The organism is Streptomyces sp. NPDC017936 (assembly GCF_044328485.1).
Classification (GTDB): Bacteria; Actinomycetota; Actinomycetes; order Streptomycetales; family Streptomycetaceae; genus Streptomyces.
Genome location: NZ_JBIRHK010000004.1, coordinates 416,309 through 440,696 on the forward strand (window position 1 = coordinate 416,309; position 24,388 = coordinate 440,696).

Sequence of the window (24,388 nt, forward strand, 5' to 3'; positions counted from 1 at the left end):
CCCCCTCGGATGAGGTCGGGGAGCGACGGAGTGGAGCTGGACCGGAAGTCGGCCGCCCTGCACGGGCCGAAAACCGGCCCTCCGCTGCGTCCGTGCTGACCGCACGATCGGGCTGGTGCAAAGGGCCTCCCGGGCGGACGGCCCCGTGCCGTCCGCTGAGGATCCGGCACCCGTGGTTCGGGCGCCGACCTGCTTGGTCTATGCCCTCGAACAAGCGCCGCCATGCCACGGCATATGACGGCGCGCCGGTGAACACCTCGTTACTTCCGTCCCGTACGGCTCCCCGGGAGGTGTTCCCGGTGCTGCTCACCGGGGTGCGGCGGGTGTGGCGCGTGCGGCGGGACGCGTGCGTCAGCCGCCGTAACGGCGGTGCCGGGCCGCGTAGTCGCGCAGGGCGCGCAGGAAGTCGACCTTGCGGAAGGCCGGCCAGAACACGTCGCAGAAGTAGTACTCCGAGTGGGCCGTCTGCCACAGCATGAATCCGGACAGCCGCTGCTCGCCGCTGGTGCGGATCACGAGGTCGGGGTCGGGCTGGGCGCCGGTGTAGAGGTGGCGGCCGATCATGTCGATGTCGACGGACTCGGCGAGCTCCTCCATGGAGACGCCCTTGTCCTGGGCGTCGAGGACCATCGAGCGCACGGCGTCGGCGATCTCCTGGCGGCCGCCGTAGCCGATGGCGACGTTGACGAGTATGCCGTCGGTCTCGGCGGTGGCCTCCTCGGCCTCCTTCAGCGTGCGCTGCATGCCGGCCGGCAGGAGGTCGCGCGTGCCGACGTGGTGCACGCGCCAGCGGCCGTCGGCGGCGAGGGTGCGCACGACGTCCTCGATGATGCCGAGGAGGGGGACGAGCTCTTCCTGGGCGCGGTCGAAGTTGTCGGTGGACAGCAGCCAGAGGGTGACGACCTCGACGTCCGTCTCGGAGCACCAGCCGAGGAACTCCTCGATCTTGTCGGCTCCGGCCCGGTGGCCGTGCACGGTGGTGGAGCCGGCGGCCTTCGCCCAGCGGCGGTTGCCGTCCATGATGACGCCGATGTGCTTGGGCACCTGAGCGTGGTCCAGGTGGCCTTCCACCCGGCGCGCGTACAGCCTCACCAACAGGCCGCGCAGCTTGTCGCGCAGGTTCACGTGATTGTCAGCCCCTCCGTGCGGATGCGGTCCCCGCGGGCCGCAAGCCTACCCCCGCGGGGCGCCGGGTCGCGCGGGTGGGTGGCGGCGCGCTCCGGGGCCGCCCGCGCGAGCGCCTCTTCGGCGGGCGACGGGCGGACAAGAAAAACGGGCCGGTCCGTGGGGGGGAGACGGACCGGCCCGAGGGGGGGTTTCCACCATAACCCTTCGTGAGGGATGCCGCGTGCATCGGCGCGGAACAATTACTCTCCGAAATCGCGCGGCGACGGTTCGGTGGCCACCGGGGGCCGGGATTTCGGGTGGTTCATGGCCGGAAGACGGCGGATTCACAGGCGAACGGGGCCGTTCGGCGGCGAAGTGGAGGTATCGACCCCACTTCGGCCTGCGTCGGACACGCGCGCGCTTCCGCACGGCGGTCCCCCCGACGGGCTACACCGGATCCGCGTGTCCCTTGACGCACGCGTCACCGCGCAGCCCCCTCCACTGCGCGGTGACGCCCGCGCAGCTTTGCTCACGCGAATTGCCTGGGCCTGAACTTACGTGAGGCCGGACGGAGATGCGAGCCGTTCGCGGTAACGATGTGGAAACCCTGTGCAGATGACAGCCGTTCTGTCGTGAACTTTCCAGGATTGCACCATTCCGCCGCCGCTCTTCGCCGTCCTTCGTCGCCCTTCGCTGCCCTCCGCCGTCCGTCGCCGCCCGTCGAGGACGGGGGTCCCCCCTCCGCCGGGCGTGGCATCGGCGCCGTGACCTCCACGAGCAGCCGGCGCGAGCGGAACGCGCGGCGGCCGCGGGCGGCGGTTCCCGGCCAACTCCCCGGCAGGGGGCCGCGGGGCCGCGCGGAGGCGGTCCCGCCGTACGCGGGGCCCGCCCGCCGGACGCTCCCGGCCGCCGGACCGCCGGCCGGACGGCACGGCCCGCTTTCCGGCTTCCCGCCCGTGAACTCCCCCACGCCGAAGCGGAGTTACCGACACCGACGAGGGGCCGGGTCACCGGTTCGGCTTACGGGCCTCGAAGAGGTGGCGGGTGCTGTGCGCGACGAACGGGCCCTCCGACTCGATCCTCCGGTGCAGCGCGCGGAGCCGGGGCTCGTGGGCCGCCACCGTGAAGCCCGGCACCATCCACACCACCTTGCGCAGGAAGTGGACGACGGCGGCGACGTCGTGGAACTCCACGCGGAGGCGCTCGGCCCGCAGGTCGACGACCTCGAGGCCGGCCGCCTCGGCGTCGGCGCGCTCCCGGTCGGGGTGGCGTGCGCCGCGCACCTCCTCCGGCAGGGGTCCCAGGAAGTGCTCGACGAGTTCGAAGACGCTGCGCGGTCCCACGTGCTGGGCGAAGTACGTGCCGCCCGGCCGCAGGACGCGCGCGATCTCCTCCCACAGGGGCCGTACCGGGTGGCGGCTGGAGACGAGGTCGAAGGCGCCGTCCGCGAAGGGCAGCGGCGCGTCCTCGGCGGAGGCCACGACGGCGACGCCGCGCGGGCGGAGCAGGGCGGTGGCCCTGGCGACGTTCGCCGGCCAGCCCTCGGTCGCGACGGTGAGCACGGGCGCCTTCGGGGCGGCCCGGCCGAGGGCGAAGTCCAGGACCTCCCCTCCCCCGGTCTGCACGTCCAGTGCCGCGCCCGCGCCGGCCAGCCGCTCCGCGAGGGACACCGCGTACCCCCACGAGGGCCGCGCCTCGGTGGCGCGCCCCTCGAACCAGGAGAAGTCCCATCCCTCGGTGGGCACGGCGACCCCTTCGGCGACGAGGTCGTCGAAGGAACGGCTCCCGCGGTCGCCCGTCCCGGCCACGCCGCCACCCGCCCCCGTCCCGTCACCACCCGTCCCGGCCACGCCGCCACCCGCCCCCGTCCCCGTCTCGTCCCGTCGCCACGCGTCCCCGGTGGCCTCACTTCACCAGCGGCCGTACCTCGTCCCCGGCGAAGCGCACGAAGCCCTCGGGGTCGGGCTCGTCGGCGGTCGGGAGGAGGACGACCGTGTCGGCACCGGCGTCGGCGAAGCGCTGCACGGTCTCGGCGACCCGGGCGGCGTCGCCCGCGACACCCAGGCCGGTGACGTCGGTGAGTCCGGTCGCGCTCAGCTCGCGCCCGAGGCGGGCGGAGGCGTCCGGCCCGGTGGCGGCGAAGAGGTAGACGACCGTCCGGTGCGCGCGCTCCGGGTCGCGTCCGGCCGCCGCCCGTCCCTCCCCGACGATCCGGCGGGCCTCGCGCACACCGTCCGGTGAGAAGACCTCGTTGAGGATGGTGCCGTCCGCGACCTCGCCCGACAGCCGCAGGGTGCGCGGCCCGATCCCGCCGACCAGCACCTCGGCGCCGCCCTGCGGGGGCCAGTCGAGGGCGACGTCGTCCAGCGTCACGTACCGCCCCCGCGTCGTGATCCGCTCCCCGTTCAGCAGGCCGCGCAGCGCCACGGTGTACTCGCGCAGCAGCGTCAGCGGGGACTCGACGCGGGCACCGACCTGGCCCATCCAGTCCTGGACGCCGTGGCCGACGCCCAGGGTGACGCGTCCCGGGAACATCCGGTGCAGGGTGGCGGCCTCCATCGCGGTCAGGGCGACGTTGCGCAGCGGCACGGGCAGCAGCCCCACCCCGACCCGCACCCGTTCCGTCCACGCGAGCGCGGCCGCCGCCGCGGAGATCCCGCCCTCCAGGAAACAGTCCTCCCACAGCCACAGCTCGTCGAGCCCGGTGCGGTCGGCCAGCCGGGCGATGTCGCGCAGCCGCTCCGGGGGCAGTTGGGGTCGGTAGATGGCGCCGAGTCGGGTCATGGGATCTTCCTAGCGGCCGGTCGGTGCGGCGACAACCGCTTTACGAACCCGCGCTCAGCGCGTCACCGCGTAGCGCAGCAGGGCCACCCCTCGTGTCCCGGCTCGCTACCGTGCAGAGGGTAGCCACACGGCCGAGGGGAGACCGGGCATGGCGCGCTGGCGTGACGGGCGGGGGGAACTCGTCGTGGGCGGGGAGGCCGGCCCCCGGGTCCCCCTGGAGATCGCCGCCTCCTACCGCGCCCGCAGGAGGGGACTGCTCGGCCGGGACTCGGTGGACGGGGCGATGCTCCTGTCCCCCGCGAACAGCGTGCACACCTTCGGGATGCGGATGGCGATCGACGTGGCGTACCTCGATCGGAGGATGAGGGTGCTCACCGTGCGCACCATGCGCCCCGGCCGCCTGGGACTGCCCCGCCTCCGGGCACGGCACGTCCTGGAGGCGGGGGCGGGGGCCATGGCGGGGTGGGGGGTGCGGGCCGGAGTGGTGGTCGGCGTGCGGGCCGACGAGGGGCCGTAGGCGGTGGTTTCGACCGCGAGCTCGGCGCGCACTGGGGGCGGAGGCGGCCACAGCGGAGTGGGGGCGCGGGCGGGTGTGCGGTTTCAGCCAATTTCCCCTCATGCCGGAAGCGATTCCTCCACGCTGGTCGCAGACGTGGACCACCTCGTCCGCCCGATCAGGGTCCTGTCGTACGAGTACAAGAACTCAGCCAGTCAGGAACCAGCTGCGAAGAGAGCACCGTGGGTGACGGTAACGTGATCGTCGGTGACGCTGTGGCGTGACGCCAGTTCACCACCACTGTGTGCAGCAGTCGACGCTGTGCGCATCACGGGGTCGAGGAGTCCGGCATCGACCGCGACAGAAGTGACTCCGGCCAGGATCCGGAAGAGGTCCTCAGCAGTGGGCGCCAGAAGTGAGATGCGATGGAGACGCCGGCCTTCCCGACAAGTTCACGATGCCACCCGAAGTACCGAAGGTCGGCATGTCCTCATGAGCGAGGACGTGATGACCCTCACACGGCGGGCTCCAACAGGCGCGGAACCGCGCGTTCTCACCCGGTCGGGCGGTTGTCCGAGTGCATGGGATCGGACAGTCAGGTACCGGTCGCTGATGAGGTCATCGGCAGCGCCTATCAGCGTAACCGCAGGTCATGAAAATGCCATGAGTTCGTTCACAGTCACTCGGCGAACAGAGCAGCCACCTCGAGACACCTTGGCAGGGAGGTCATCCGCATGGCGTGGGACGAGTGGGAGCAGCTCAAAAGTGCGGCTGCGGAGCAGCACTCGACGCAGATGCAGCTGAACCACGTACCACTCGATCCCGGAGGTGGCGGCGGAACGCTGGTGTCGAACAAACCGGCTTGGACGAAGGCCGGTCAGGACGTCGGCTCGTTACGTGACGACATCAGCAAGGCGATGGGGAAGCTGGAGGACGGCCAGAAGGGCCTCGGCAAGGACGCCGGCTGCCTGACCGCGGCGGCCCACAAGGACGTGTACGCCTCCTGGGAGACCTACATCGGGAAGGTCAGCGGGCGTTGCGGGAAGATGTCCGGTCTGCTGGAGAAGGCGGGCAGCGACCAGCTGAAGACCGACGAATCGATCCAGGTCGAGATCGGAAACCTGAAGGTCGAGTACGCGGACACGCCGGCGGTCGGCGGTCAGGGCAAGGAACGGTGACGAGAGGTCATGGATCTCGCAACGCTCAAGTCCCTCAAGCCGAACGAGTACTCCGAAGCAGCGGACGGATACCGCAGTGCTTCCGACATGGCGAGCGCGGCCAAGGACCGAATCGAGAACCAGATCTCCGTGGCCATGAGGAACTCCCTGAAGGGCGAGGCAGCCACCGCGGCTGTCAAGCAGTTGGGGGAGTTGGGCAAGAACTTCCACTACATCCAGGTCGAGTGCGGTCTCGTCAGTACGGCGCTCGAAGCCTTCTCCTACGAACTGGGAGCTGCCAAGAACAAGTTGGACGCTGCCCTTGAGGGCGCCAAGGCCGCGAACCTGACGGTCAACAGTGACGGCTCGATCACCTATCCGTCGGCAGGAGAAAAGGGTGAGGACGGCAAGATCCCTGAAGGCGGCACGGCGAGTGGCCTGACGGATCCCGCGGCCTCCGCAGTGAGCCGTCAGGCGGCCCGGTTCGATCCCAATCCCCACCGCGTCCTCGCCCAGGACTACGCGGACCAGATCGCCGCTGCCCTCAAGGAAGCCACGGAAGCCGACGAGAAATGGGCACCGAAACTGCGGGCGCTGAAGGCGGACGACGATCTCACCGTTTCTGACAGGGACTGGGCCGACGCGTCCTCGGACACGAAGGGCGTGAGTGACGCGGGCAGGAAGTACCTCGACTCCCTGCCGCAGCCACCCAAGGACGGCGGCCCGAAGGACAACGCGGAGTGGTGGAAGGGGCTCACCGCGGAGGAGCAGGTCGCCTGGGTCTCCATGCAGCCTGCCGCCGTGGGCGCGCTCGACGGGTTGCCCGCCACGGTTCGGGACGAGGCGAACCGGATGGTGCTGGCCGAAGCCCGCGGCGTCGCGCAGGGTGAGTACGACACCTGGCTGAAGAAGCACCCGGAGCCCGAGCGGTTCCAGCCCTACATCAATCCCTATACCGGGACTGTGATGAAGGGTGTCAATGTCGAAACACAGGCGTGGAAGGACTGGGAAGAGGCGCGGAAGAACGCTCACAAGTCTCTCGACGGCATGGATGCGATCCAGAGACGCTTCGACGCCACCGGCACGAACGGACTGCCCGAGGCCTACCTGCTGGGATTCAGCACAGAAGGCGACGGGCGCGCGATCGTCGCCAACGGCAATCCGGACACCGCGGACCACACGGCGGTTTACGTTCCGGGCACGACGTCGGAGCTGGGGAACATCGAGGGCAACATGAACCGGATGGCTGACGTCTGGCGCACAGCAAATAACGAAGCTGACGGAAAGTCCGTTTCCACCATTACCTGGCTCGGCTACGACGCACCTGACAGCGTTGCCAAGGACGCACCGTTCGAACACTACGCATACGACGGTGCTCCAGCATTCCGTGGTTTCATGGACGGACTCGACACGTCACATTCGGGAGCCACGCCGTCGCATACCACTGTGATCGGCCACTCATACGGATCGACCCTGGTCGGTTCTGCGGCGCAAACGGGGCAACTCAACGCCGACGACATCGTCTTCGCAGGCAGTCCTGGCGTGAAAGTTTCCGGTGCCGATGAGATGGACGTCCCCAAGGGGCACGTGTGGAACCAGGAGGCCGAGAGAGACCCTGTTCCGGACCTCGGCCGCTGGGGCCACGGCGGGGACGGCTTCATCATCCCCAGCGATCAGGAATTCGGTGCCAACCAGATGACCACGGACACCGAAGGCCACAGTAGTTACTGGGATAAGGACGACAAGGGTCCCTCCCAGAGTCTGCTGAACCAGGCCTTGGTCGTCGTCGGGAAGGGAGACAGCGTGGCGCTGAAGCCGCCGCCCGACCCCTGGGCGCATGTGAAGTAGAGCAGACCGACGCACAGCCCGACAACGTAAGGCTCTCCGATATGAAGACCAAGATAAGTGCTTTGGCGCTCGCCGTACCCATTACCCTCGCTACCCTTACCGGATGCAGCATGACCGACAACAACTCCGATGAAATCCCCTTCGCCGGCACGAGCAATTCAAGGGATGCATCCGATGCGATGGAAAAGGTCTCCAGCGGTATCTACGACCTGATCGGCGTCAAAGGAAAGGCATCCGACAATCGTCCGGGAGTCTCAGACTGCTCGGACAAGGATGCGAAGACACACTTTCGCATCTTCCACCCATGGAGCTTTTACCCTGCATCAGCGAGCGACCTCGACGTAGCAATGGAACGACTCAAGAGGGAACTGCCGAAGCATGGGTGGGAGATCGTCACATATGGGCCGGATACCAGCAAGAACAAGAACATCAACCTGGTCGCTGACAACGACAATGAGAAATCCAGCGTAAAAATCACTCAGATGTCGAAGAACGACCCTCCGAAACTGAGCCTGATGGTCGTGTCCGGCTGTTACAAGGTCCCGGACGGCGAAGAAGTAGAGCGCTTCTGAAAATGAAGAGCCTCCAGGATGCCCGGTGCGCGGGCTGGTCCACGTCCCCGCGCACCGGGCGTCCGGCTCTCAGCCCGCTGTTCCCTCCCCCTCCCGGCAACGGAAGCAGCGGCAAGGTGGCCATGAGAAGGCGTCCCCTAGGGCGGTCGGGTCATCGCCGCCGCCATGGACGCTGACCCGGGTCGTGCTGACGCGCCGTCCGTTCCCGTCCACGCGGTACGTGCGCAGCATCAGGCGGGAAGCGCCCGGTTCCGGTGGGGTGCCGGCGTTCACCGCTTCCCCTCCCCCGCCGGGGAACGGTGGCAGGCGCAGTCGCAGCGGCGCACCAGCGGCAGGCGGCCCCCGGTGTGCGGCACCGGGATGTCCCCTGGGCGACGGCATTCGCCGTGTACGTCCTCGTATTCCGGCCGGTGTGCCAGCATGCACTCCGGGGACAGTTCCCGGGCGCTCACCCCTCGCCCCCTGCTCGGCCGGACGGCGACAGGACGGTGAGGACGTCCGACTGCGGCGGGTAGTGCGCGGCGCACGCCTGGCACGCGTACACGACGAAGCCCGGCCCCGAGTTCTGGTGCACCACGGCGACCACGACCGGGGCCCCGGTGGTCACCTCGCACCGCACGCACATCCGCACGGACGGGCGGGGCGCCTTGTCCTGTGCCCCCATCACGCAGCCCTCTCCGTGCCGAGCGCACGCCGGTCGAGGTCGACACCGAAGTCCGCCGCGAGGACCAGGGCGGCACGGCGCCGCGCCTACCGCGCCCGCTCGCGTTCCCTCTCCCTGTCCTCCCGTTCCGCCGCGAGCACGTAGGGGCGTACGGAGACCGTGGCCCGGCCGTCGAGCGGCACGGGGAGCCCGTACGGGGAGCGGTGGGCGGGAAGCGGTACGGCGACCGCCTCCGTCGTCTCCGCCTCGCACGCGAGGAACCCCACGGTGGGACTCGCGCCTGCCCGGTGCCGGCCGTTGCCGGGCGTGCACGCGCCCAGGATCCAGCGCAGCAGCGCATGGATAATGCTCACTGTCATCAGCTCCTCAGAGGCTGGTGGCCATGCCCCCGGACGGCGCCTACCGTCGCGGGGGTCTTCTGTCGGCATCGACTGTACGGCAACTTGGTACGTGTTAGCACGTCTTTAGACGTGAAGGGTCGACCTATGCTGGCTTGAGCTGCCCTTTTACGCTCCAGGGCATGATAGAGATCGACCGGGAGAGCATCATCCCGATGTACGTGCAGCTGGCCTCCGCCTTGCGCGAGCGCATCCGACGCGGCGAGATCCCGGTCGGCCGGCGCATTCCCTCTCACCACGAGCTGGAGCAGGAAACGGGCGGAGCGGTCAGCCGCCGCACCATCAAGTCCGCCATCGAGGCGCTGCAAGCCGAGGGAATCGTTCAGGGAGTTCAGGGCAAGGGCGTATTCGTCATCGCCATGCCCGCCGCTACATCAGAGGGCGATGAGTCCAGCGACTGAGGGGCACGTCCGTATCACGCTGAATTCGCTCATGGGGCTGGCCCCCGGATCGCAGGACCCGACGGAGTCGTAGGGAGAGGCAGCCGCCCTCGCGTTCAGCTCCCTGTGCGGGGGAACGTCACCTCCACGCGGCGGTTCTTCTTGCGGCCGGCCTCGGTGGAGTTGTCCGCGATGGGGTACTGCTCGCCGTAGCCGCGTACGTCGAAGGTGATGTCCGGGTCGTTCAGTTCGTCGTCCAGGGCCGCCTGTACGGCGTTGGCGCGCTGGCGGGACAGGACGTCGCCGTGGGCCGAGGAGCCCAGGTTGTCGGTGAAGCCGAAGACGCGGATCCTCGTGGCGTTCTGCTTCTTGATCTCCTCGGCGATCGCTCCGATGCGGGCCTTGGACACCGCGTTCAGCTTGGCGCTGTCCTTGCCGAAGAGGACCTCCGCCTGGAGGGCGAACGTCACGTCCGCGTTGGTGTCCTCCCGGCGTTCCTCGCCAGTCTGGTCCTCCACGACTTGCTTGATGTCGAGGACCTTGGGTTCGGCCAGGGTGCCGCCTTCGGGAAGCTTGAGGTCGGGGTCGTTGGGGTCGACCTCCACCGGGGCGGTGGCGGTGGGTTCGGTGCCCGGGGGGACGCTGGGTGCGTCGTCGGCGTGTGCCGCGGGGGTGGCGAGCAGGCAGGTGGCGGCCATTGCCGTCGCCACGGCCAGGGCGGTTCGGGTAGAGATCATGGGGAGCCTCACCCGGAGATCTGGACGGGGGCCGAGGCGAAGGTGGGCAGCTGGAAGGTGACTTCGGTCGTGTCGGTTGGCGGTGCGGGGAACTGCAGGAAGACCGAGAGCGATTCACCCGCCTTCAGGGAGGAGAAGCCCGTGGTGGTGAGCGGTCGTCCATCCGTGTCACGCAGGACGTAGTAGCGCTTCTTCGTCTTGCTGTCCACGAGCGTGGCACCGCCGAGCGACATGCCGTGGCGCAGGATCTCCGTCTCGTTTCCCCGCACCGCAGCAGGCACCGTGATCCGTTCTGCCCCATCGTTCTTCAGAGTGCCGCTTACGGTGAGGAACCCACCCGAGTCCCGCTCGGCAGCGGTCACTTGGAAGAGCAACCCGTTGGACCCCTTGAGCTCAGCCAGGGGGGTCTCAGCCTCCCCTTCTTGGGTACTGGGCTTGGGTCCACCTTCCTGGGAAGCGGACGCTGAGGTCTCCGGCTTCTTGTCGTCGTCACCGCCGGCTCCGCAACCGGCCACACCGAGGGCCAGAGCGGCCGCAACGGTCAGAACCGCCATCCCCCTGCGAGCCTTTGTTGTGAACCGCATGCTCATGAATCCGCTTCCTTCATCGTTCGTCGTCGCTTGTCAGTCGGCCAGGTGAACGTCGAAGAGGTCCTGGGGTTCCGGGAGGCCAGTCGGGTCTTCCGGATCCGGAGTCCAGGTGCCGCCGCCCTCACACGTGAGCTGCGGCAGCTCGTCGTCCTCCGCTCCCTCGGCAGGCGGTTCGGTCTCCCCACCCTCAGCAGGCGGTTCGGTGCCCCCGCCCTCGACAGGCGGCTCGAACGTACAGAGCGCCTCGATGACGGCGGATGCGCTCTCGGTGGACTTCATGCTTTCGGTGCCGGGCACGATGGAGTCCCCGACGGTCTTGTTGGTCTCGACGGTGACCGTGTAACCGAGGAGACCGTCCGCGTGGCACCCGTCCACAGCGGCATCGTTCTGGGCGGCGAGTTCGGACGCCCGCCAGCACGAGTCGACGATGCCTTCCGCGTCACCCTCGAAGATGCGCTGCCACACCGCCGGGTCTCGTACGTTCTCCACCCAGGCGTCGGCGAGCTGGTCCCGGGTGTCCTGAGCCGCCGCCAGCGCTGCCGCGTCGGCTGCCGTCTGGGCCCCGTTCCGATTCGCCGCGGCCTGGCCGACCGCCAACCAGGCGAACGCGAGAAAGAGCAGGCCCGCCACCACCATGATGTAGATGGGGAAGGCCTGCCCTGCGTCGCCGGTCGAACGAACGCGCCTCAGCCGCCGACGACCTCGTTGATCTTGTCCGTGATCGCGGTGTAGATCGTGTTGCCGATGTCCGTTCCCGTGATGGCCAGCACGATGGCCACCACCACCGCGATGATCCCCAGGTACTCCACCGCCGTCTGGCCCTGGTCCCCCCGGCCGGCTCGGGCGGCTCGGGTCCTGAGGGACGCGACGGTGGTGTCGATCCAGTTGGTCATGGGGGTTCCCTCCGCTGGTCGCGCTGCCGGCGCGAGCAACGTACGTCGTGGGGGTGGGGGCGGCCGAGGGTCCCGGGGCCCATTTCCGGGCCCAATCCGGGCCCATTCGTCCGCTCATCACATGGCTCCCAGCCACTTGGCGGCCGCCTGCGCGCGGTCGGTGCTGTGGAGCTTGGCGAAGATGCGGTTGATGTGGTTCTTGACCGTCTTCTCGCTGATGAAGCAGGTGGCGGCGATCTGCTGGTTGTTCATGCCGGATGCGATGAGGTCCATGATCTCCGCCTCCCTCACGCTGAGTCGGAACCCCCGACGTGACTGTCCCACAGGCGATTGCAGTTGCGAAAGCCGTTTTCGGGAATCCGCGAGAAATGGGGATGGTGAGGCTACGTCATGATGTGCAGTCGCACTGGAGCGCAGTCGGGTCAGGACCGCTGTCGCCGCCGTCGGGGTGAAGTGGGCCCGGCCTCGCCTGATGTCGTGCACCGCCGACAGCAGTTCCTCCACGGTGAACTCCCCGTGGACCAGGTAGCCTCCGGCGCCCCGGCGCAGCGCCTCCTCGACGATCTCCGACTCGCCGCTGTAGGTGAGCATCAGGACCGGGGCGATCGGCACCAGGTGGGGCAGGGCGGAGAGGCCGTCCACGCCGGGCATGCGGACGTCCAGCAGGACGAGGTCGGGCCGGTGGTCGCGGGCGGCCTCGTAGGCCTCGCGGCCGTCGGCCGCCTCCGCGACGACGGTGATGTCGTCGCGGCCGGAGAGGAGGGCCGTGAGGCCGGCGCGGACGACGGGGTTGTCGTCGGCGATCACCACGCGCAGCGGTGTGCGCGGGGTCGGCGGCGGCCGGAAGTCCTCGAAGGGGTCGGGGAGCGGGGGCGCGGGTGGTGACTGCGGTGGCCGGTCCGGCATGGGGGCCTCCTTTCGTCGTGTCCTCGTCGTGTCTGCGTCGTGTGTTCGGCTTGCTGACGTCTTGTGGGGTGCTTCATGGGCGGTGGGCTCCGGCCCCCTGTTCGGGGGGCGGCGGATCCAGCGGGAGTTCCAGGCGGATCTCCGTTCCCCGGGCGGCGGGACCGCGGCCGATGTGCAGGCGGGCGCCGAGGGAGGCGGCCCGTTCCGCCATGCCGACCAGGCCGAAGTGGCCGTCCCTGCGCAGTCGTTCGAGGGTGGTGCCGGGGGGCAGGCCGGGGCCGTCGTCCCGCACGCTGAGGCGGAGCAGGCCGTCGTGCGCTTCGGCCCGCACCTCGACGTGGCGGGGATCGGCGTGGCGGTGGGCGTTGTCCAGTGCCTCCGAGGCGATGGTGCGGAGCTGGCGGGCGACGGGGGGCGGCACGGGGAGGGTGCTGCTCCCCGCCGGTGGGTGGAACGTCGCCGGGCGGCCGGTGCGGGCCGTGAACTCCGCCACGGCTGACGACAGTTCCTGCAGGAGGTCGGCGCTCCGGGCCGGGGCCGGGTCGCGGCGCAGGTCCGTGAGGAGTTCGCGGGACTCGGCGGCGGCCCGGCGTGCGGCCCTGGCGACCAGGTCGGCCTGCTGCCGTACCCGCTCCGGGTCCGTGGTCGCCGCGCCCGCCGAACGGGCGAGGCCCTCCGCCGCGAGCGCCAGGCCGTGCAGGGTCTTGGCCACGGAGTCGTGCATCTCGCGGGCCAGCCGGGCGCGCTCGGCCGCGACCGCCTCGGTGGCGGCGAGACGGGCCCGGACGGCGCTCAGGGCCTGGGTGGCCGAGCCGAAGCGGAGCATGAGGCTGCGCAGGGTGGACCCCATGGCGCCCGTGATGACGCACAGCCCGGGCAGGAGCAGCCGTTCCGCGAGGCTCGTCTGCGGGCCGTCCTTCAGGGCCGCGTAGACCAGCAGCAGGATCAGCGACTGGAGGGAGGCGAAGCAGGCGGCGCCCCGCCAGCCGTAGACGATGCCGGCGAGGAGCGGGGTGCAGACGCTGACGTAGGCGAGGGTCGTGTCCGGGCCCGCGGAGACCAGCAGCAGGGAGCCGAAGAGGGTGTCCACGGCCAGCAGGGTGGGGTGGCGCAGGAGGAGGGCGCCGAAGCGCTCCCAGTCGCGGAAGAGGACGTAGGAGCCCATGAAGGTGACGACGACGGCCGCCCCGACCAGGCGGACGCCCAGGCCCGGGGAGGCGTTGAGGAGGGCGGCGGGGGCGGCCAGGGCGATCATGGCGAGGCGGAAGCCGAAGACCTGGCGGCACATCGCCTGGAGGGCGTTGAGCTGGAGCGGGATGGGTGTGCCGGGGCCGTCGCCGCCCTGTGAGGCGGTCGCCGATGCGCCGGTGGCGGTCGCAGCCGTCGTGGTGGTGGCGTCCGCGGCTGGCGTGCCGGTGGCGCCCGCCGTGGTGGCGTGCCCCAGCGGGGAGGCGTCCGCCGCCGTGGCGGTCGCGTCCGCCGTGCCCGTGTGCTCCGGCGTTCCAGTGTGCTCCGCCGCGCCGGTGGACCCCGCCGGGGCGGCGTCGGCCGGGTGGGTGCCGGTGTCGGTGCCGGTGTCGGGTGGGGCGTCGTCGTGCGGGGAGTCCGCGGGGTGGGGCTCGCGGTGTGTGACGTGGGCCGTGCGGGCCGGGGCCGGTACGGGCGGACCGGGGCGGCGCCTCAGCAGGCCGCCGTGTCCCCTCGTGAGCGCCGTCAGCGTCGTCATCGCCGTCACCCCGTCCGCCTAGTCGCCCGTGAGAGGGCTGAAGTCCGTGCCGGAGCCGAGCAGCAGGCCCGCGCCGAGCAGGAGCATGGTGGCCGGGACCATGAACGTGGTGATCATCAGCGTGGCCCGGGGAACCGCGCGGGCCGCCCGCCGCCGGGCGTTCTGGGCGTCCGTCCGGCGCATGTCCTTGGCGATCGCGACCAGCGTGTCGACGATCGGCGCGCCCAGTTCCTCGCCCTGCTGGAGCGCCGTGACGAACATGGCGACCTGCTCGGAGTCGTTGCGGCGGCGCAGCTCGGCGAAGGCCTGGCGGCGGCTCATGCCGAGGTCCATCTGGCGCAGGGTGATGCGGATCTCGTCCGCCCAGGGGCCCTCGTACTTCGACGCCACCCGGTCCAGGGCCTGCCGGAAGCCGAGGCCCGCGCTGACCACGACCGCGAGGACGTCCAGGAAGTCCGGGAGCGTCCGCTCGATGACGTCCTTGCGGACGCGGATCGCCGACCAGATGCCGACCTCGGTCCAGAACACCCCGAAGGCGAAGAGGAGGAGGGCGACGAGGAGGTCGCCCCGCAGCAGGAACACGATGCCGCCGAAGCCGCCCAGGGCGCCGTACACCGCGCGGCGGGCCGCGTAGCGGTCGATGGTCAGGCCGCCCGGGTTGCCCGCCAGGTCGATCCTGCGGCGGTACTTGGCGACCTGCCTGGGGCCCATCAGGCGCAGCACGGCGGGCGCGTACCGCATGCCGAGCCGGTCGACGAGCGAGTCGACGGCGCCCGTGCGGGTGGAGCCGACCTCCAGGGCGAGTGCCAGGTCGGGGGGCAGCCGGGCGTCCGACCGGTACATGCGCAGGCCGGTGAAGACGCCCCAGACGGCGAGGCCCATGACGAGTGCGAGCAGGAGTCCCATGGTCCGTGTCCCTCCCCGCCGCTCAGACGTCGATCCGGGACATGCGGCGGATGAGGAGGAAGCCGACCGCGTACAGGGCGAAGGCGGTGATCACGGCGGCCTGGCCGAGCGGGGAGCCGGTCATGCGGTCCAGGGCGCCGTCCTTCACCCCGTTCATGAGGAAGAGGGAGCCCACCCCCAGCACCGGCACCGCGTACGACGTCATGCTCACCTGCGACAGCTGCGTCCGCACCTCCCGCCGGGTCTCCTTGCGCTCCTCCAGCGTCTCCGTCAGGTTCCGCAGCGCCCCCACGACCTGCCCGCCGGCCCGGTTGGACAGCACCAGCGTCGTGACGAGGACGACGAGCTCGCGGGACGGGAGGCGGTCGGCGAGTTCGCCCAGGGCGTCGTCCAGGGAGTGGCCGACGGCCAACTGGTCGGCGACCTTGGCCAGTTCCTCGCCGGCCGGGGCCTCCAGCTCCTCCGCGGCCATGCCGATCGCGGTGCGCAGGGCGAGGCCGGCGTGGGTGGCGTTGGCGAGGATGCGGGCGAGTTCGGGGAGTTGGTTGATGAAGCGTTCGATGCGTTTCTGGCGCTGCCAGTTGAGGAACTGCCAGGCCGCCCAGACGCCGAGGAGGCCGGCCAGGGGGCCGAAGAAGGGAGCCAGGGTGGCCTGGCCGATGAGCCAGAGGGCGGCGACCGCCGCCAGCATGCCGGCGAAGAACTCGCCCGGCGTGACGTCCAGGCCCGTGGCGGTCAGTTTCCGCTCCAGGGTGCGGCCCAGGTTCGTACGGCGCAGGCGGCGGTCCAGGTCGCGGAAGCGGCGCCGGCGGCCGGTGCGCGGGGGCTGCCCGGTGGCGGAGAGGCGGTCGACGAGCGCCGCGCGCTGGGCGCGGCCCCGTGCGTAGGTGTGCAGGCCCGCGACGGCCAGGACGCAGGTCAGGAGGGTCACGCCGGTGGTGAGGGTGATCAGGTTGTTCAGATCCATGGGCCGCGTCCTGTCCGTCCTGTCTGTCCTGTCCGTGCTTGCGGGCGAGGTGTGCTGCGGTGCCGGGGCGCCGGCCTACCTGGCCTCCCGGGTCGTGAGTTCGTCGAGCGTGCGGGCCACTCCGAAGGCCTGCGGAACGGGCTGGCCGGCCATGTAGAGGCGGTCGGCGGCGCGGCGCGGGAGGGGGGAGTACGCGAAGGCGCCGTGGATCCGGCCGTCGGCCGTCATGGGCCGGGCGTCGAAGCGGGCGATCGTCGCGAGGCGGTACGGTTCGCCGCCGTGGCTGTCGAGGAGCGCGATCTCCGTCACCCGCCGTGCCCCGTCGGCGAAGCGGGTGAGCTGGACGATGACGTCCACCGCGCTGTTGATCTGGTCGTGCAGGGCGACGAAGGGGATCTCGACGTCGGACATCGAGGCGAGGGTCTGCAGCCGCATGAGGGCGTCCTCCGCGCTGTTGGCGTGGACCGTGGCCAGGGAGCCGTCGTGGCCCGTCGACATCGCCTGGAGCATGTCGAGCGACTCGCCGCCGCGGACCTCGCCGACGACGATGCGGTCGGGGCGCATGCGCAGCGAGTTGCGGACCAGGTCGCGGATGGTGATGCGGCCCTTGCCCTCGACGTTCGGGGGGCGGGATTCCAGGCGGACCACGTGGGACTGCTGGAGCTGAAGTTCCGCCGAGTCCTCGATGGTGATGATGCGTTCGCCGTCGGGGATGAGGCCGGAGAGGGCGTTCAGCAGCGTCGTCTTCCCCGTGCCCGTGGCGCCCGAGACGATCACGTTGAACTTCGCCTGCACCAGGCCCGCCAGCAGGTAGAGCATGGGCTCGTCCAGGGAGCCGAAGCCGACCAGCTCGTGCAGGGTGAAGGAGCGCGGGAAGCGGCGGATGGTGAGGATCGGGCCGGTCAGGGAGAGCGGGGGGATGATGACGTTGACGCGTTCGCCGGACGGGAGGCGGGCGTCGACCATCGGGTTGGTCTCGTCGACGCGGCGGTTGACCGTCGAGACGATGCGTTCGATCGTCTGCATCAGCTGGTCGTGCGACGCGAAGCGGAGGGGGAGCTGCTCCACCCGGCCCGCCCGCTCCACGAAGATCGCGTCGGGGCCGTTCACCATGATCTCGGTGATGGACGCGTCCTCCAGGAGCGGTTCGAGGATGCCGAGGCCCAGGGCCTCGTCCACCACCCGGCGGATCAGCTGCGCGCGTTCCCCCGTGGACAGCACCGGGCCCTCGCGGCTGATGATGTGCCCCAGCACCCGTTCCAGGCGGGCCCTGCGCTCGGCCGCCGCCAGCGAACTCATCTCCGCGAGGTCGATCTCCTCCAGCAGTTTGGCCCGGTAGGAGGCGACGAGGTGGCCGTCCTCGCCCCGGCCGCGGGTCTCCTCGGGTGAGGTGATGCGTGCGCGCAGACTCATGTCCGGTGCCTTCCTTCCCCGACCGTCAGTGGTCGACCGGCATCGTGGCGGTCCTGTGGGCCTGGCCGAAGTCCCCGATGCCGGGGATGACGGACGGGATCGTGACGCTGGAGGTGACCCGGACCTCGTCGCCCAGGTCGTCGGGCGAGCAGCTGGTGCCGTCCGCCAGCCAGCCGCTGACCGCGTTCCGGCAGGCACCCTGGACGCCCTCGTCGAGCGACGCGCTGCGGGCCCCGGCGCGGGCCGCCGTCCCCGCCTGCTGGGCGGCGTACGCGACCAGGCCCAGCTGTACGGCGGCCAGGGCGACCAGCAGCAGGACCGGGAGGAAGCCGAGGTACTCCAGGGCGACCTGGCCCCGGTCACGCCTGCCGCGTCCGTACGCCATGTCAGTCGTCCTCTTCCTCTACGGCTCCGGCGTGGCCCTTCACGTCGAACGAGAAGGCGAACGCGCCCGGGAAGAGGACCGGGACGTGCAGGGTGACCGTCGCCGTCACGTACCCCGTCGACGACGGGCAGCTGACCTCGGCCCCGGAGGTCCACGCGTCCGGCAGCTTGTCCCGTCCCGCCTGTTCGCACACGGCCTGCCGCTCCCCCCGGTGCGCCGCCGTCCCCGCCCGCACCGCCTCGTCGGCAGCATTCCCCGCGAGCGTGAAGGTGTACCCCAGGAGCACGAACTGCCACACGACCACCAAGGTGATGATGATCAGCGGGGTCATCCCGAGGAACTCGACGGTGACCTGACCCCGGTCCCGGGCGCTCCGCCCGGCCCGGAACGGCACGATCCGCCCGGCGCGGAGGGTCGCTGCCCGTCCGGCCCGGGAGGTCGCGATCCGTCCGGCCCGGAGGGCCCCTGCCCGCCCAGCTCGCAAAGGCACCGTCAGTCCCTCCTCCGCCGGAAACCCGCCGCTCCCCCGTCGCCGCCCCGTCCCCGTCCGCCCCGGCGCTGCACGGCGCCTTCCGGCGCCTTGACCAGCCCCAGCTCCCCCGCGAGCGCCCACATCGCCTGGCGGACGGTGCTCTTGGCGTCGATGGCGTGCACGCGGCCGGCGTCGACCGCGGCCTGGAGTTCCTTGAAGTGCGCGGGGATCGTGGTCGTGGCGATGCCCGTGCCGGTGATCTTCTGGATGAGCGCGGGCTGGATCTCGGTGGCGCGGCTGTGCCGGTTGACGACGACCGTGGTCTCCTCGGCCTTGCGGATCTGGAGGCGGTCCCACATCCGGACGGTGCGCTTGGCGCCGCGGACGGCGACCACGTCGGGGGTGGTGACCAGCAGGGCCGTGTCGGCCATCTCCACGGCGGCCGCGCCGGCGCCGCCGAGCTGGGCGCCGCAGTCGACGACGACGACCTCGTAGCGGGAGCGCAGGGCGCCGAGGATCTGGCGGGCGGCGCGGTCGGTGACCTCCTCGCCGCGTTCGCCCTCGCCGGGGGCGAGCAGGAGGGCCACTCCGGTGTCGTGGCGGAAGACGGCCTCGGCGAGGATGCGGGGCGAGATGTCGGTGATGGCGGCGAGGTCGGCGACCGAGCGGCGGAACTGGACGTCCAGGTAGGAGGCGACGTCACCGGTCTGGAGGTCCATGTCGACGACGGCGGTGGGGCGGCCGGAGGCCTGGGCGGCGAGGGCCAGCTGGACGGCGAGCAGGGTCGTGCCGACGCCTCCCTTGGCGCCGCTCACCGTCACGACGGTGCCGCCGACGCCGGTGAACACGTCGGCGCCGTGGCCGAGGTGCCGTCGTACGCCGACCGACCACTGGGCGACCGCCTGGACGCGGCTGGCCAGCTCCTCGTAGTGCAGCGGGAGGGTGACCAGGCCGCGTGCGCCGGCGTCCATGGCCGCGGCGAAGAGGCCGGAGCTCGCGTCGGTGGTGACGAGGATGACGCCGACCGCCGGGAAGCGCAGGGCGACCTCGCGGACCAGCTCCAACGCCGGTACGGGACCGATGCGTTCGTGGACGATCACGACCTCGGGCAGTTCGTCGACCGACTCGGCGGCGAGGCGGGCGAGGGTGTCGGCCAGTTGGGTGGAGTCGGCGACCGGGGTGACCGGTTCGGCGTCCGGGAGCTGGCTGAGCAGGGTGGTGAGGGAGCGGACCGCGTCCGCGTCGCCGACGGCCGGGAGGATCCTCGTGGGCATGGCGGGCGGCCTCTCACTTGTCCGTGGCGAGTTCGTACGTGCGGTCCTGCTCGGGGACCGTGGTGGCGCTGCCGGGCGCCACCAGCGCCAGCCGGACCCGCTTGGCGAACGACTCGGCGTAGGTGATGCGCTGGGCGTCGAGGGTGGACAGCGCGAAGGTGATGGGGACCGCGTCGGTGGGCTGCTGCCCGCGCTTGTCGGGGTCGGGCTCGAGGGCGGTCAGTTCGCCGACGTCGAGGACGCGGGCGTGGGTGACGATGATCTTCGACTGGTCGGGGTCGGTCTCCTTGGCGCCCTCGAAGGTGGCGTAGACGTTGACGGAGGAGCCCGGGGTGATCTTGCCGGCCACGCCGGTCGCCGCGTCGATCATGATGGCGACCTCCTGCTGGCCGGGCTGGAGGGCGGGCTGGTCGACGACCATGTCGCTCTGGAGCAGGGAGCCCTTCTTCAGGGTCGTCACGGCGATCTTGCCGCGGACGGCGGCGAGGTCGGTCACCGCGTTCTCGGAGAGCCACCGCTCGGGCATCTCGATCTTCTCGAACTGCCCCGGGGTGAGCGCGGTGTAGGGCGCGATGTCGGACTTGATCCGGTACGCGGCGACCTCGGGGCCGACCTTGGACTCCACGTCGTCGATGACGGAGAGGACGCCGGCGAAGGCGCCGAGGGCGCACAACACCGACAGGAGCAGGAGGATCACGCCGCGGCGCTGACGGGAGTTCATGAGCCGTGCAACCTCGTCGGGGGTCGGGTCGAGCGGACGGGAACGGGCGGAGCGGTGGATCTCGTTCAGTCACCGGCGGTGAGCGCGCGGCTGTGGCGGCCGCCGGCGCCGAGTGCGGGACCGTTGCGGTTGCCCGCGCCGAGCGCGGGACCGTGACGGCCGCCCGCGGCGAGTGCGGGACCGTGACGGCCGCCCGGGGTGAGTGCGGGGCGGGCGGTCTCGTGGGCGGGTGGCGGGGTGGCGGAGCAGAAGACGCAGCGGTCGCCGATGACGTCGATGCCGCACCAGTGGCAGACGGTCTGCCGCACGGAGGTGACCAGTTGGTAGAGGACGGACAGGTCGGGCAGGTAGGCGCAGAACTCGATCAGCTTGGCGGTCCCCCACCAGCCGGCGGACTCGGCGGGCAGTTCCGCCTCGCGCAGGCCCTGGGCCTTCCAGGCGGGGGCGAGGGTGCCGGTGACCCAGTCGGAGGCGAGCTGTCCCCTGGCGACCAGCATCCAGGTCCCGAACTCGGGCCCCTCCAGGGTGGTGTCCGGGCCCGCCTTCACCAGGTGCGGCTGGGGGTGGGCGAGGACGCCGAAGTGGCTGCCCGGGACCCATGACCTGGCGTGCGACTTCAGGCCTACGGGGATCCGGTCGAGGCGGGCGACGGAGGCGAGCAGGGCGCCGGCGTGGACGTAGTGGGTGAGCAGCCGGCCCGCGGAGGCGAGCACGCCGGGGCTGAGGTCGCAGGAGGCGAGCTGGCGCAACTGCCGGGCCAGGACGGCGACTCCGAGCGGGGGGAGGTCGGAGCGGAACAGCGCGACGCGGTCGCTCTCCAGGAGGGAGCGGACGGTGTGCAGCCGGTGCTCGACGGCGGCGGGGACGGCCCGCGAGTACACGACGACGACGTGCCCGTGCTGCTCGACGAGCATCTGGACCTCGGCGACGGCCTGGTCGAGGGGCCGGCGGTCGAGGCCGTCGAGGACGGCGGCGGGCAGGGTCCGCTCGTCCTGCGGCGGCAGTGCGAGGTCGGCGCCGGTCACGGCAATGGCAGTTGGCACGCGCAGCTCCCCGATTCCCGCGGTCCGGCCCACCGGCGTTACTCCGGTGCACCGGGGTGACTTCATTGCGTGACTACCTCAGCACTGTATCCACGCCCCTGTGGCCGGAGAACCACTTTCCGTGGCTGTACACCAACTGCTCTTCCCTCGATTCCAGCCATACCGGGACATGTCGTGCACACGGACCCTCCACGGGCGCACGTCTTGACAACACAATTGGTCTGGACCAACTTGTTGTCATGTCCCCACACAGACGATCGACACGACTCTGGTCGGGCGCGGTGACCGCCGCCCTGGCCCTCTCCCTGGCGGGCGCGGCTCAGGCGTCCGCCGCGGACACCAACAACATCCGCAACGCCGGCTTCGAGTCCGGTCTGGCCGACTGGACCTGCTCCGCGGGCAGCGGCACGACCGTCTCCTCCCCTGCGCACGGCGGCACCGCCGCCCTCAGGGCCACCCCGGCCGGCCAGGACAACGCCCGCTGCTCCCAGACGGTCGCCGTCAAGCCCGGTTCCACCTACACCCTGAGCGCCTGGGTCCAGGGCGGCTACGCCTACCTGGGCGCGACCGGCACCGGCACCACCGACGTCTCGACCTGGACCCCGGACTCCAGCACCTGGAAGCAGCTGTCGACGACCTTCACCACCGGCGCCTCGACCACCTCGGTCACCGTGTACCTGCACGGCTGGTACGGCCAGGCCGCCTACCTCGCCGACGACGTCTCCGTGTACGGCCCCGACGGTGGCGGTGGCGGCGGCCCGGCCCCCACGGTCCCGGCCGCCCCGAGCGGGCTCGCCGTCTCCGGCACGACGTCCTCGTCGGTGTCCCTCACCTGGAACCCGGTGTCGAACGCCACGGGTTACAGCGTCTACCGCGACGGCACGAAGGTGACGGCGGTGACCGGCACGACGGCGACCGTGACCGGACTCGCCGCCTCCACCTCCTACGGCTTCCAGGTCACCGCGACCAACGCGGCGGGCGAGTCGGTGAAGTCGGCGGCGGTGACGGGCAGGACGGCCGCGCCCGGCACGGGCGGCGGAGGCTCGCTGCCCAAGCACGCCGTCACCGGCTACTGGCAGAACTTCAACAACGGCGCCACGGTCCAGAAGATCTCCGACGTCCCCGCCCAGTACGACATCATCGCCGTGGCCTTCGCGGACGCGACGACGACACCGGGCGCCGTGGCCTTCACCCTGGACTCCGCCGGCCTGAACGGCTACACGGTCGACCAGTTCAAGGCCGACATCAAGGCCAAGCAGGCCGCCGGCAAGAAGGTCATCGTCTCGGTCGGCGGCGAGCGCGGCACGGTGTCCGTGAACGACTCGGCGTCCGCGGCCAACTTCGCGAACTCGGTGTACGCGCTGATGCAGACGTACGGCTTCGACGGCGTCGACATCGACCTGGAGAACGGCCTCGACGCGACGTACATGACCCAGGCGCTCAGGTCGCTGTCCGCCAAGGCGGGCCCCTCCCTGATCCTGACCATGGCCCCGCAGACGATCGACATGCAGTCGACGTCCAACTCCTACTTCCGGACGGCCCTGAACGTGAAGGACATCCTCACGGTCGTCAACATGCAGTACTACAACAGCGGTTCCATGCTGGGCTGCGACGGCAAGGTCTACAGCCAGGGCTCGGTGGACTTCCTGACCGCCCTCGCCTGCATCCAGCTGGAGAACGGCCTCTCCCCGTCCCAGGTGGGCCTCGGCCTGCCGGCCTCGACCCGGGGCGCGGGCAGCGGATACGTCTCCCCGACCGTCGTCAACAACGCCCTCGACTGCCTGACGAAGGGCACGGCCTGCGGCACCTTCAAGCCGTCACGGACCTACCCCGACCTGCGGGGCGCGATGACCTGGTCGACGAACTGGGACGCGACGGCCGGCAACGCGTGGTCGAACGCGGTGGGCCCGCACGTGCACGCCCTGCCGTAAGGCTCGCCGGAGGCCGAACGAACGGAGCCCGGTCCCCGGCGACACCGGGGGCCGGGCTCCCCTGCTGAGGAACGTCAGTCCAGGGGGAGCAGGGCGATCACGCCGACGGGGCGCTTCGACAGGGGCCTGCCCGGGTCGAGCGGCGGACGGCCGCCGCCCCAGGCGGTGGGTTCGGGGAGACGCAGCAGCGTGGAGCGGGCGCCGAGGTTCATCAGCAGGGTGACCGGGGGGATGAACAGCGACAGCGGGCCCCACCAGCCCCGCAGCGGGGTGTGGGCCCGCATCTCGCGGAAGGCCGCCGTTCCGCAGGGACGGCAGTACGCACCCTGCCGCCGCGGGAAGCGCGTCAGCACGATGACGCCCTGACGGCCCCGGACCGTCACGAACGCGGCGGGGGCGGCTCCGCAGACCTGGCACAGGGGGCGGGGGCCGGTCCCGGGTGCCGGTGCTGGTACGGCGTGGGTCCGGGCGCCGGGTGGTGGGGAGGTGGGGGTGTGCCCACGACGTCTCCGGGGTCGATCAGGCGGTCGGTGAAGCACCCTGTCCAGGCCCCGCCGGCTACCCCATCGGCCGGTAGTGACCGAGGACCCAGGCCAACTGGGCGAACCAGCCCGCCAGTCTCTCCCGCGGCCTGGCGTCCACCACGGTCTCGTAGAGCATGCCGTCGGCGTGGACGACCGCGACCATCAGCGCCTTGCCGTTGGGGCTCGCCTTGTAGTGGACGCTGCGGATCTCGGGCCAGTCGAAGTCCGCCGACACCCCGTCCACCTCGAAGGCGACGCCCGACGCGTCGACGACGATCGAGTTGTGACTGTCGACCGCCAGGAACTCCGGCCCGGTGGAAGCAGATCGGGGCGGCGGCACGGCGTACTGGGGCGCCTGGGCGGGATACGGGGGCGGCGGAGCACCGTAGTGCGGGGGCGGCGGGGCGCCGTACTGCGGGGGCGGACCGTACTGCGGCGGGGGCGGGCCGAAACCCGGGGGCGGCGGCTGGTGGGTCATCCGGTCGGTTCCTCGT

The 24,388-nt window shown here is 71.1% G+C and carries 27 protein-coding genes; 6 read left to right on the top strand and 21 right to left on the bottom strand.

Going from position 1 to position 24,388, the window contains the following annotated elements; translation table 11 throughout:
- Window positions 1–351: 351 nt before the first annotated feature.
- The 3 genes from ACH4F6_RS11305 to ACH4F6_RS11315 form a co-directional block, all read right to left on the bottom strand.
- On the bottom strand, window positions 352–1,125 hold the full coding sequence (locus ACH4F6_RS11305; RefSeq protein WP_397959743.1) for an isoprenyl transferase: 774 nt from the start codon (window positions 1,123–1,125) through the stop codon (window positions 352–354).
- A gap of 989 nt (window positions 1,126–2,114) precedes the next feature.
- Window positions 2,115–2,915 (bottom strand): class I SAM-dependent methyltransferase, encoded by an 801-nt coding sequence (locus tag ACH4F6_RS11310; protein ID WP_397959744.1) that lies wholly within the window; start codon window positions 2,913–2,915, stop codon window positions 2,115–2,117.
- Between the two features lie 97 nt (window positions 2,916–3,012).
- Window positions 3,013–3,891: an LLM class flavin-dependent oxidoreductase gene (locus ACH4F6_RS11315; RefSeq protein ID WP_397959745.1), complete on the bottom strand. Its 879-nt coding sequence runs from the start codon at window positions 3,889–3,891 to the stop codon at window positions 3,013–3,015.
- Window positions 3,892–4,039: 148 nt separating this feature from the next.
- Here ACH4F6_RS11315 and ACH4F6_RS11320 point away from each other — a divergent pair, with 148 nt between their 5' ends.
- The 4 genes from ACH4F6_RS11320 to ACH4F6_RS11335 all read left to right on the top strand — a co-directional run bounded on the left by ACH4F6_RS11320 (window position 4,040) and on the right by ACH4F6_RS11335 (window position 7,964).
- A complete protein-coding gene (locus ACH4F6_RS11320; RefSeq protein ID WP_397959746.1) occupies window positions 4,040–4,408 on the top strand; it encodes a DUF192 domain-containing protein in 369 nt (122 codons plus the stop codon).
- A 713-nt stretch (window positions 4,409–5,121) separates the two neighbouring features.
- Window positions 5,122–5,565: a hypothetical protein gene (locus ACH4F6_RS11325; RefSeq protein ID WP_397959747.1), complete on the top strand. Its 444-nt coding sequence runs from the start codon at window positions 5,122–5,124 to the stop codon at window positions 5,563–5,565.
- A gap of 9 nt (window positions 5,566–5,574) precedes the next feature.
- Complete coding sequence (locus tag ACH4F6_RS11330; protein ID WP_397959748.1) at window positions 5,575–7,392, top strand: alpha/beta hydrolase; 1,818 nt, start codon at window positions 5,575–5,577, stop codon at window positions 7,390–7,392.
- Window positions 7,393–7,502: 110 nt separating this feature from the next.
- Window positions 7,503–7,964 (top strand): hypothetical protein, encoded by a 462-nt coding sequence (locus ACH4F6_RS11335; RefSeq protein WP_397959749.1) that lies wholly within the window; start codon window positions 7,503–7,505, stop codon window positions 7,962–7,964.
- 448 nt (window positions 7,965–8,412) lie between these two features.
- Here the strand turns inward: ACH4F6_RS11335 and ACH4F6_RS11340 are convergent, their stop codons facing one another.
- Together ACH4F6_RS11340 and ACH4F6_RS11345 are read right to left on the bottom strand one after the other, a co-directional pair.
- Window positions 8,413–8,628 carry a hypothetical protein gene (locus ACH4F6_RS11340; RefSeq protein ID WP_397959750.1) on the bottom strand — a complete coding sequence of 72 codons (216 nt, stop codon included), beginning with the start codon at window positions 8,626–8,628 and terminating at the stop codon, window positions 8,413–8,415.
- 86 nt (window positions 8,629–8,714) lie between these two features.
- On the bottom strand, window positions 8,715–8,981 hold the full coding sequence (locus ACH4F6_RS11345) for a hypothetical protein (protein ID WP_397959752.1): 267 nt from the start codon (window positions 8,979–8,981) through the stop codon (window positions 8,715–8,717).
- A gap of 167 nt (window positions 8,982–9,148) precedes the next feature.
- Here ACH4F6_RS11345 and ACH4F6_RS11350 point away from each other — a divergent pair, with 167 nt between their 5' ends.
- The gene (locus tag ACH4F6_RS11350) at window positions 9,149–9,427 is read left to right on the top strand and encodes a GntR family transcriptional regulator (protein WP_397959753.1); all 279 of its coding nucleotides are present in this window, start codon (window positions 9,149–9,151) and stop codon (window positions 9,425–9,427) included.
- Window positions 9,428–9,522: 95 nt separating this feature from the next.
- Here the strand turns inward: ACH4F6_RS11350 and ACH4F6_RS11355 are convergent, their stop codons facing one another.
- The 14 genes from ACH4F6_RS11355 to ACH4F6_RS11420 all read right to left on the bottom strand — a co-directional run bounded on the left by ACH4F6_RS11355 (window position 9,523) and on the right by ACH4F6_RS11420 (window position 21,421).
- Window positions 9,523–10,143 (bottom strand): OmpA family protein, encoded by a 621-nt coding sequence (locus ACH4F6_RS11355; protein WP_397959754.1) that lies wholly within the window; start codon window positions 10,141–10,143, stop codon window positions 9,523–9,525.
- Window positions 10,144–10,151: 8 nt separating this feature from the next.
- Window positions 10,152–10,733: a hypothetical protein gene (locus ACH4F6_RS11360; protein ID WP_397959755.1), complete on the bottom strand. Its 582-nt coding sequence runs from the start codon at window positions 10,731–10,733 to the stop codon at window positions 10,152–10,154.
- 33 nt (window positions 10,734–10,766) lie between these two features.
- Window positions 10,767–11,369, bottom strand: a complete 603-nt coding sequence (locus ACH4F6_RS11365; RefSeq protein ID WP_397959756.1) for a pilus assembly protein TadG-related protein — start codon at window positions 11,367–11,369, stop codon at window positions 10,767–10,769.
- Between the two features lie 50 nt (window positions 11,370–11,419).
- A complete protein-coding gene (locus ACH4F6_RS11370; RefSeq protein WP_397959757.1) occupies window positions 11,420–11,626 on the bottom strand; it encodes a hypothetical protein in 207 nt (68 codons plus the stop codon).
- 117 nt (window positions 11,627–11,743) lie between these two features.
- A complete protein-coding gene (locus ACH4F6_RS11375; RefSeq protein ID WP_397959758.1) occupies window positions 11,744–12,532 on the bottom strand; it encodes a response regulator in 789 nt (262 codons plus the stop codon).
- A gap of 73 nt (window positions 12,533–12,605) precedes the next feature.
- Window positions 12,606–14,258 carry a sensor histidine kinase gene (locus ACH4F6_RS11380; protein WP_397959759.1) on the bottom strand — a complete coding sequence of 551 codons (1,653 nt, stop codon included), beginning with the start codon at window positions 14,256–14,258 and terminating at the stop codon, window positions 12,606–12,608.
- Window positions 14,259–14,276: 18 nt separating this feature from the next.
- Window positions 14,277–15,164 (bottom strand): DUF5936 domain-containing protein, encoded by an 888-nt coding sequence (locus tag ACH4F6_RS11385; protein ID WP_397959761.1) that lies wholly within the window; start codon window positions 15,162–15,164, stop codon window positions 14,277–14,279.
- A gap of 22 nt (window positions 15,165–15,186) precedes the next feature.
- Window positions 15,187–16,131, bottom strand: a complete 945-nt coding sequence (locus ACH4F6_RS11390; protein WP_397959762.1) for a type II secretion system F family protein — start codon at window positions 16,129–16,131, stop codon at window positions 15,187–15,189.
- A 75-nt stretch (window positions 16,132–16,206) separates the two neighbouring features.
- Window positions 16,207–17,544: a CpaF family protein gene (locus ACH4F6_RS11395; protein ID WP_397959763.1), complete on the bottom strand. Its 1,338-nt coding sequence runs from the start codon at window positions 17,542–17,544 to the stop codon at window positions 16,207–16,209.
- Window positions 17,545–17,569: 25 nt separating this feature from the next.
- Window positions 17,570–17,929, bottom strand: coding sequence for a TadE/TadG family type IV pilus assembly protein (locus tag ACH4F6_RS11400; RefSeq protein WP_397959764.1), 360 nt, complete (start codon window positions 17,927–17,929; stop codon window positions 17,570–17,572).
- A gap of 1 nt (window position 17,930) precedes the next feature.
- Window positions 17,931–18,260, bottom strand: coding sequence for a pilus assembly protein (locus ACH4F6_RS11405; protein WP_397959765.1), 330 nt, complete (start codon window positions 18,258–18,260; stop codon window positions 17,931–17,933).
- A 161-nt stretch (window positions 18,261–18,421) separates the two neighbouring features.
- The gene (locus ACH4F6_RS11410; RefSeq protein WP_397959766.1) at window positions 18,422–19,675 is read right to left on the bottom strand and encodes a CpaE family protein; all 1,254 of its coding nucleotides are present in this window, start codon (window positions 19,673–19,675) and stop codon (window positions 18,422–18,424) included.
- Between the two features lie 13 nt (window positions 19,676–19,688).
- On the bottom strand, window positions 19,689–20,396 hold the full coding sequence (gene cpaB / locus ACH4F6_RS11415; protein ID WP_397959767.1) for a Flp pilus assembly protein CpaB: 708 nt from the start codon (window positions 20,394–20,396) through the stop codon (window positions 19,689–19,691).
- Window positions 20,397–20,461: 65 nt separating this feature from the next.
- Window positions 20,462–21,421 carry a hypothetical protein gene (locus tag ACH4F6_RS11420; RefSeq protein WP_397959846.1) on the bottom strand — a complete coding sequence of 320 codons (960 nt, stop codon included), beginning with the start codon at window positions 21,419–21,421 and terminating at the stop codon, window positions 20,462–20,464.
- Window positions 21,422–21,678: 257 nt separating this feature from the next.
- Here ACH4F6_RS11420 and ACH4F6_RS11425 point away from each other — a divergent pair, with 257 nt between their 5' ends.
- Window positions 21,679–23,370, top strand: coding sequence for a chitinase (locus ACH4F6_RS11425; RefSeq protein WP_397959768.1), 1,692 nt, complete (start codon window positions 21,679–21,681; stop codon window positions 23,368–23,370).
- 74 nt (window positions 23,371–23,444) lie between these two features.
- Here the strand turns inward: ACH4F6_RS11425 and ACH4F6_RS11430 are convergent, their stop codons facing one another.
- Both ACH4F6_RS11430 and ACH4F6_RS11435 read right to left on the bottom strand, forming a co-directional pair.
- Window positions 23,445–23,723, bottom strand: a complete 279-nt coding sequence (locus tag ACH4F6_RS11430) for a hypothetical protein (RefSeq protein WP_397959769.1) — start codon at window positions 23,721–23,723, stop codon at window positions 23,445–23,447.
- Window positions 23,724–23,928: 205 nt separating this feature from the next.
- Window positions 23,929–24,372 (bottom strand): hypothetical protein, encoded by a 444-nt coding sequence (locus tag ACH4F6_RS11435; protein ID WP_397959770.1) that lies wholly within the window; start codon window positions 24,370–24,372, stop codon window positions 23,929–23,931.
- Window positions 24,373–24,388 lie beyond the last annotated feature (16 nt).

What these genes read in the sequence shown, in the direction of transcription:
- ACH4F6_RS11340 (WP_397959750.1), bottom strand. Translation starts at nt 8,628, where the DNA reads ATGGGGGCACAGGACAAGGCGCCCCGCCCGTCCGTGCGGATGTGCGTG.
- ACH4F6_RS11410 (WP_397959766.1), bottom strand. Translation starts at nt 19,675, where the DNA reads ATGCCCACGAGGATCCTCCCGGCCGTCGGCGACGCGGACGCGGTCCGC.
- ACH4F6_RS11380 (WP_397959759.1), bottom strand. Translation starts at nt 14,258, where the DNA reads ATGACGACGCTGACGGCGCTCACGAGGGGACACGGCGGCCTGCTGAGG.
- ACH4F6_RS11365 (WP_397959756.1), bottom strand. Translation starts at nt 11,369, where the DNA reads ATGGTGGTGGCGGGCCTGCTCTTTCTCGCGTTCGCCTGGTTGGCGGTC.
- ACH4F6_RS11395 (WP_397959763.1), bottom strand. Translation starts at nt 17,544, where the DNA reads ATGAGTCTGCGCGCACGCATCACCTCACCCGAGGAGACCCGCGGCCGG.
- ACH4F6_RS11390 (WP_397959762.1), bottom strand. Translation starts at nt 16,131, where the DNA reads ATGGATCTGAACAACCTGATCACCCTCACCACCGGCGTGACCCTCCTG.
- ACH4F6_RS11400 (WP_397959764.1), bottom strand. Translation starts at nt 17,929, where the DNA reads ATGGCGTACGGACGCGGCAGGCGTGACCGGGGCCAGGTCGCCCTGGAG.
- ACH4F6_RS11320 (WP_397959746.1), top strand. Translation starts at nt 4,040, where the DNA reads ATGGCGCGCTGGCGTGACGGGCGGGGGGAACTCGTCGTGGGCGGGGAG.
- cpaB (WP_397959767.1), bottom strand. Translation starts at nt 20,396, where the DNA reads ATGAACTCCCGTCAGCGCCGCGGCGTGATCCTCCTGCTCCTGTCGGTG.
- ACH4F6_RS11425 (WP_397959768.1), top strand. Translation starts at nt 21,679, where the DNA reads ATGTCCCCACACAGACGATCGACACGACTCTGGTCGGGCGCGGTGACC.
- ACH4F6_RS11335 (WP_397959749.1), top strand. Translation starts at nt 7,503, where the DNA reads ATGACCGACAACAACTCCGATGAAATCCCCTTCGCCGGCACGAGCAAT.
- ACH4F6_RS11360 (WP_397959755.1), bottom strand. Translation starts at nt 10,733, where the DNA reads ATGAGCATGCGGTTCACAACAAAGGCTCGCAGGGGGATGGCGGTTCTG.
- ACH4F6_RS11435 (WP_397959770.1), bottom strand. Translation starts at nt 24,372, where the DNA reads ATGACCCACCAGCCGCCGCCCCCGGGTTTCGGCCCGCCCCCGCCGCAG.
- ACH4F6_RS11325 (WP_397959747.1), top strand. Translation starts at nt 5,122, where the DNA reads ATGGCGTGGGACGAGTGGGAGCAGCTCAAAAGTGCGGCTGCGGAGCAG.
- ACH4F6_RS11370 (WP_397959757.1), bottom strand. Translation starts at nt 11,626, where the DNA reads ATGACCAACTGGATCGACACCACCGTCGCGTCCCTCAGGACCCGAGCC.
- ACH4F6_RS11350 (WP_397959753.1), top strand. Translation starts at nt 9,149, where the DNA reads ATGATAGAGATCGACCGGGAGAGCATCATCCCGATGTACGTGCAGCTG.
- ACH4F6_RS11355 (WP_397959754.1), bottom strand. Translation starts at nt 10,143, where the DNA reads ATGATCTCTACCCGAACCGCCCTGGCCGTGGCGACGGCAATGGCCGCC.
- ACH4F6_RS11405 (WP_397959765.1), bottom strand. Translation starts at nt 18,260, where the DNA reads ATGACCCCGCTGATCATCATCACCTTGGTGGTCGTGTGGCAGTTCGTG.
- ACH4F6_RS11375 (WP_397959758.1), bottom strand. Translation starts at nt 12,532, where the DNA reads ATGCCGGACCGGCCACCGCAGTCACCACCCGCGCCCCCGCTCCCCGAC.
- ACH4F6_RS11330 (WP_397959748.1), top strand. Translation starts at nt 5,575, where the DNA reads ATGGATCTCGCAACGCTCAAGTCCCTCAAGCCGAACGAGTACTCCGAA.
- ACH4F6_RS11315 (WP_397959745.1), bottom strand. Translation starts at nt 3,891, where the DNA reads ATGACCCGACTCGGCGCCATCTACCGACCCCAACTGCCCCCGGAGCGG.
- ACH4F6_RS11385 (WP_397959761.1), bottom strand. Translation starts at nt 15,164, where the DNA reads ATGGGACTCCTGCTCGCACTCGTCATGGGCCTCGCCGTCTGGGGCGTC.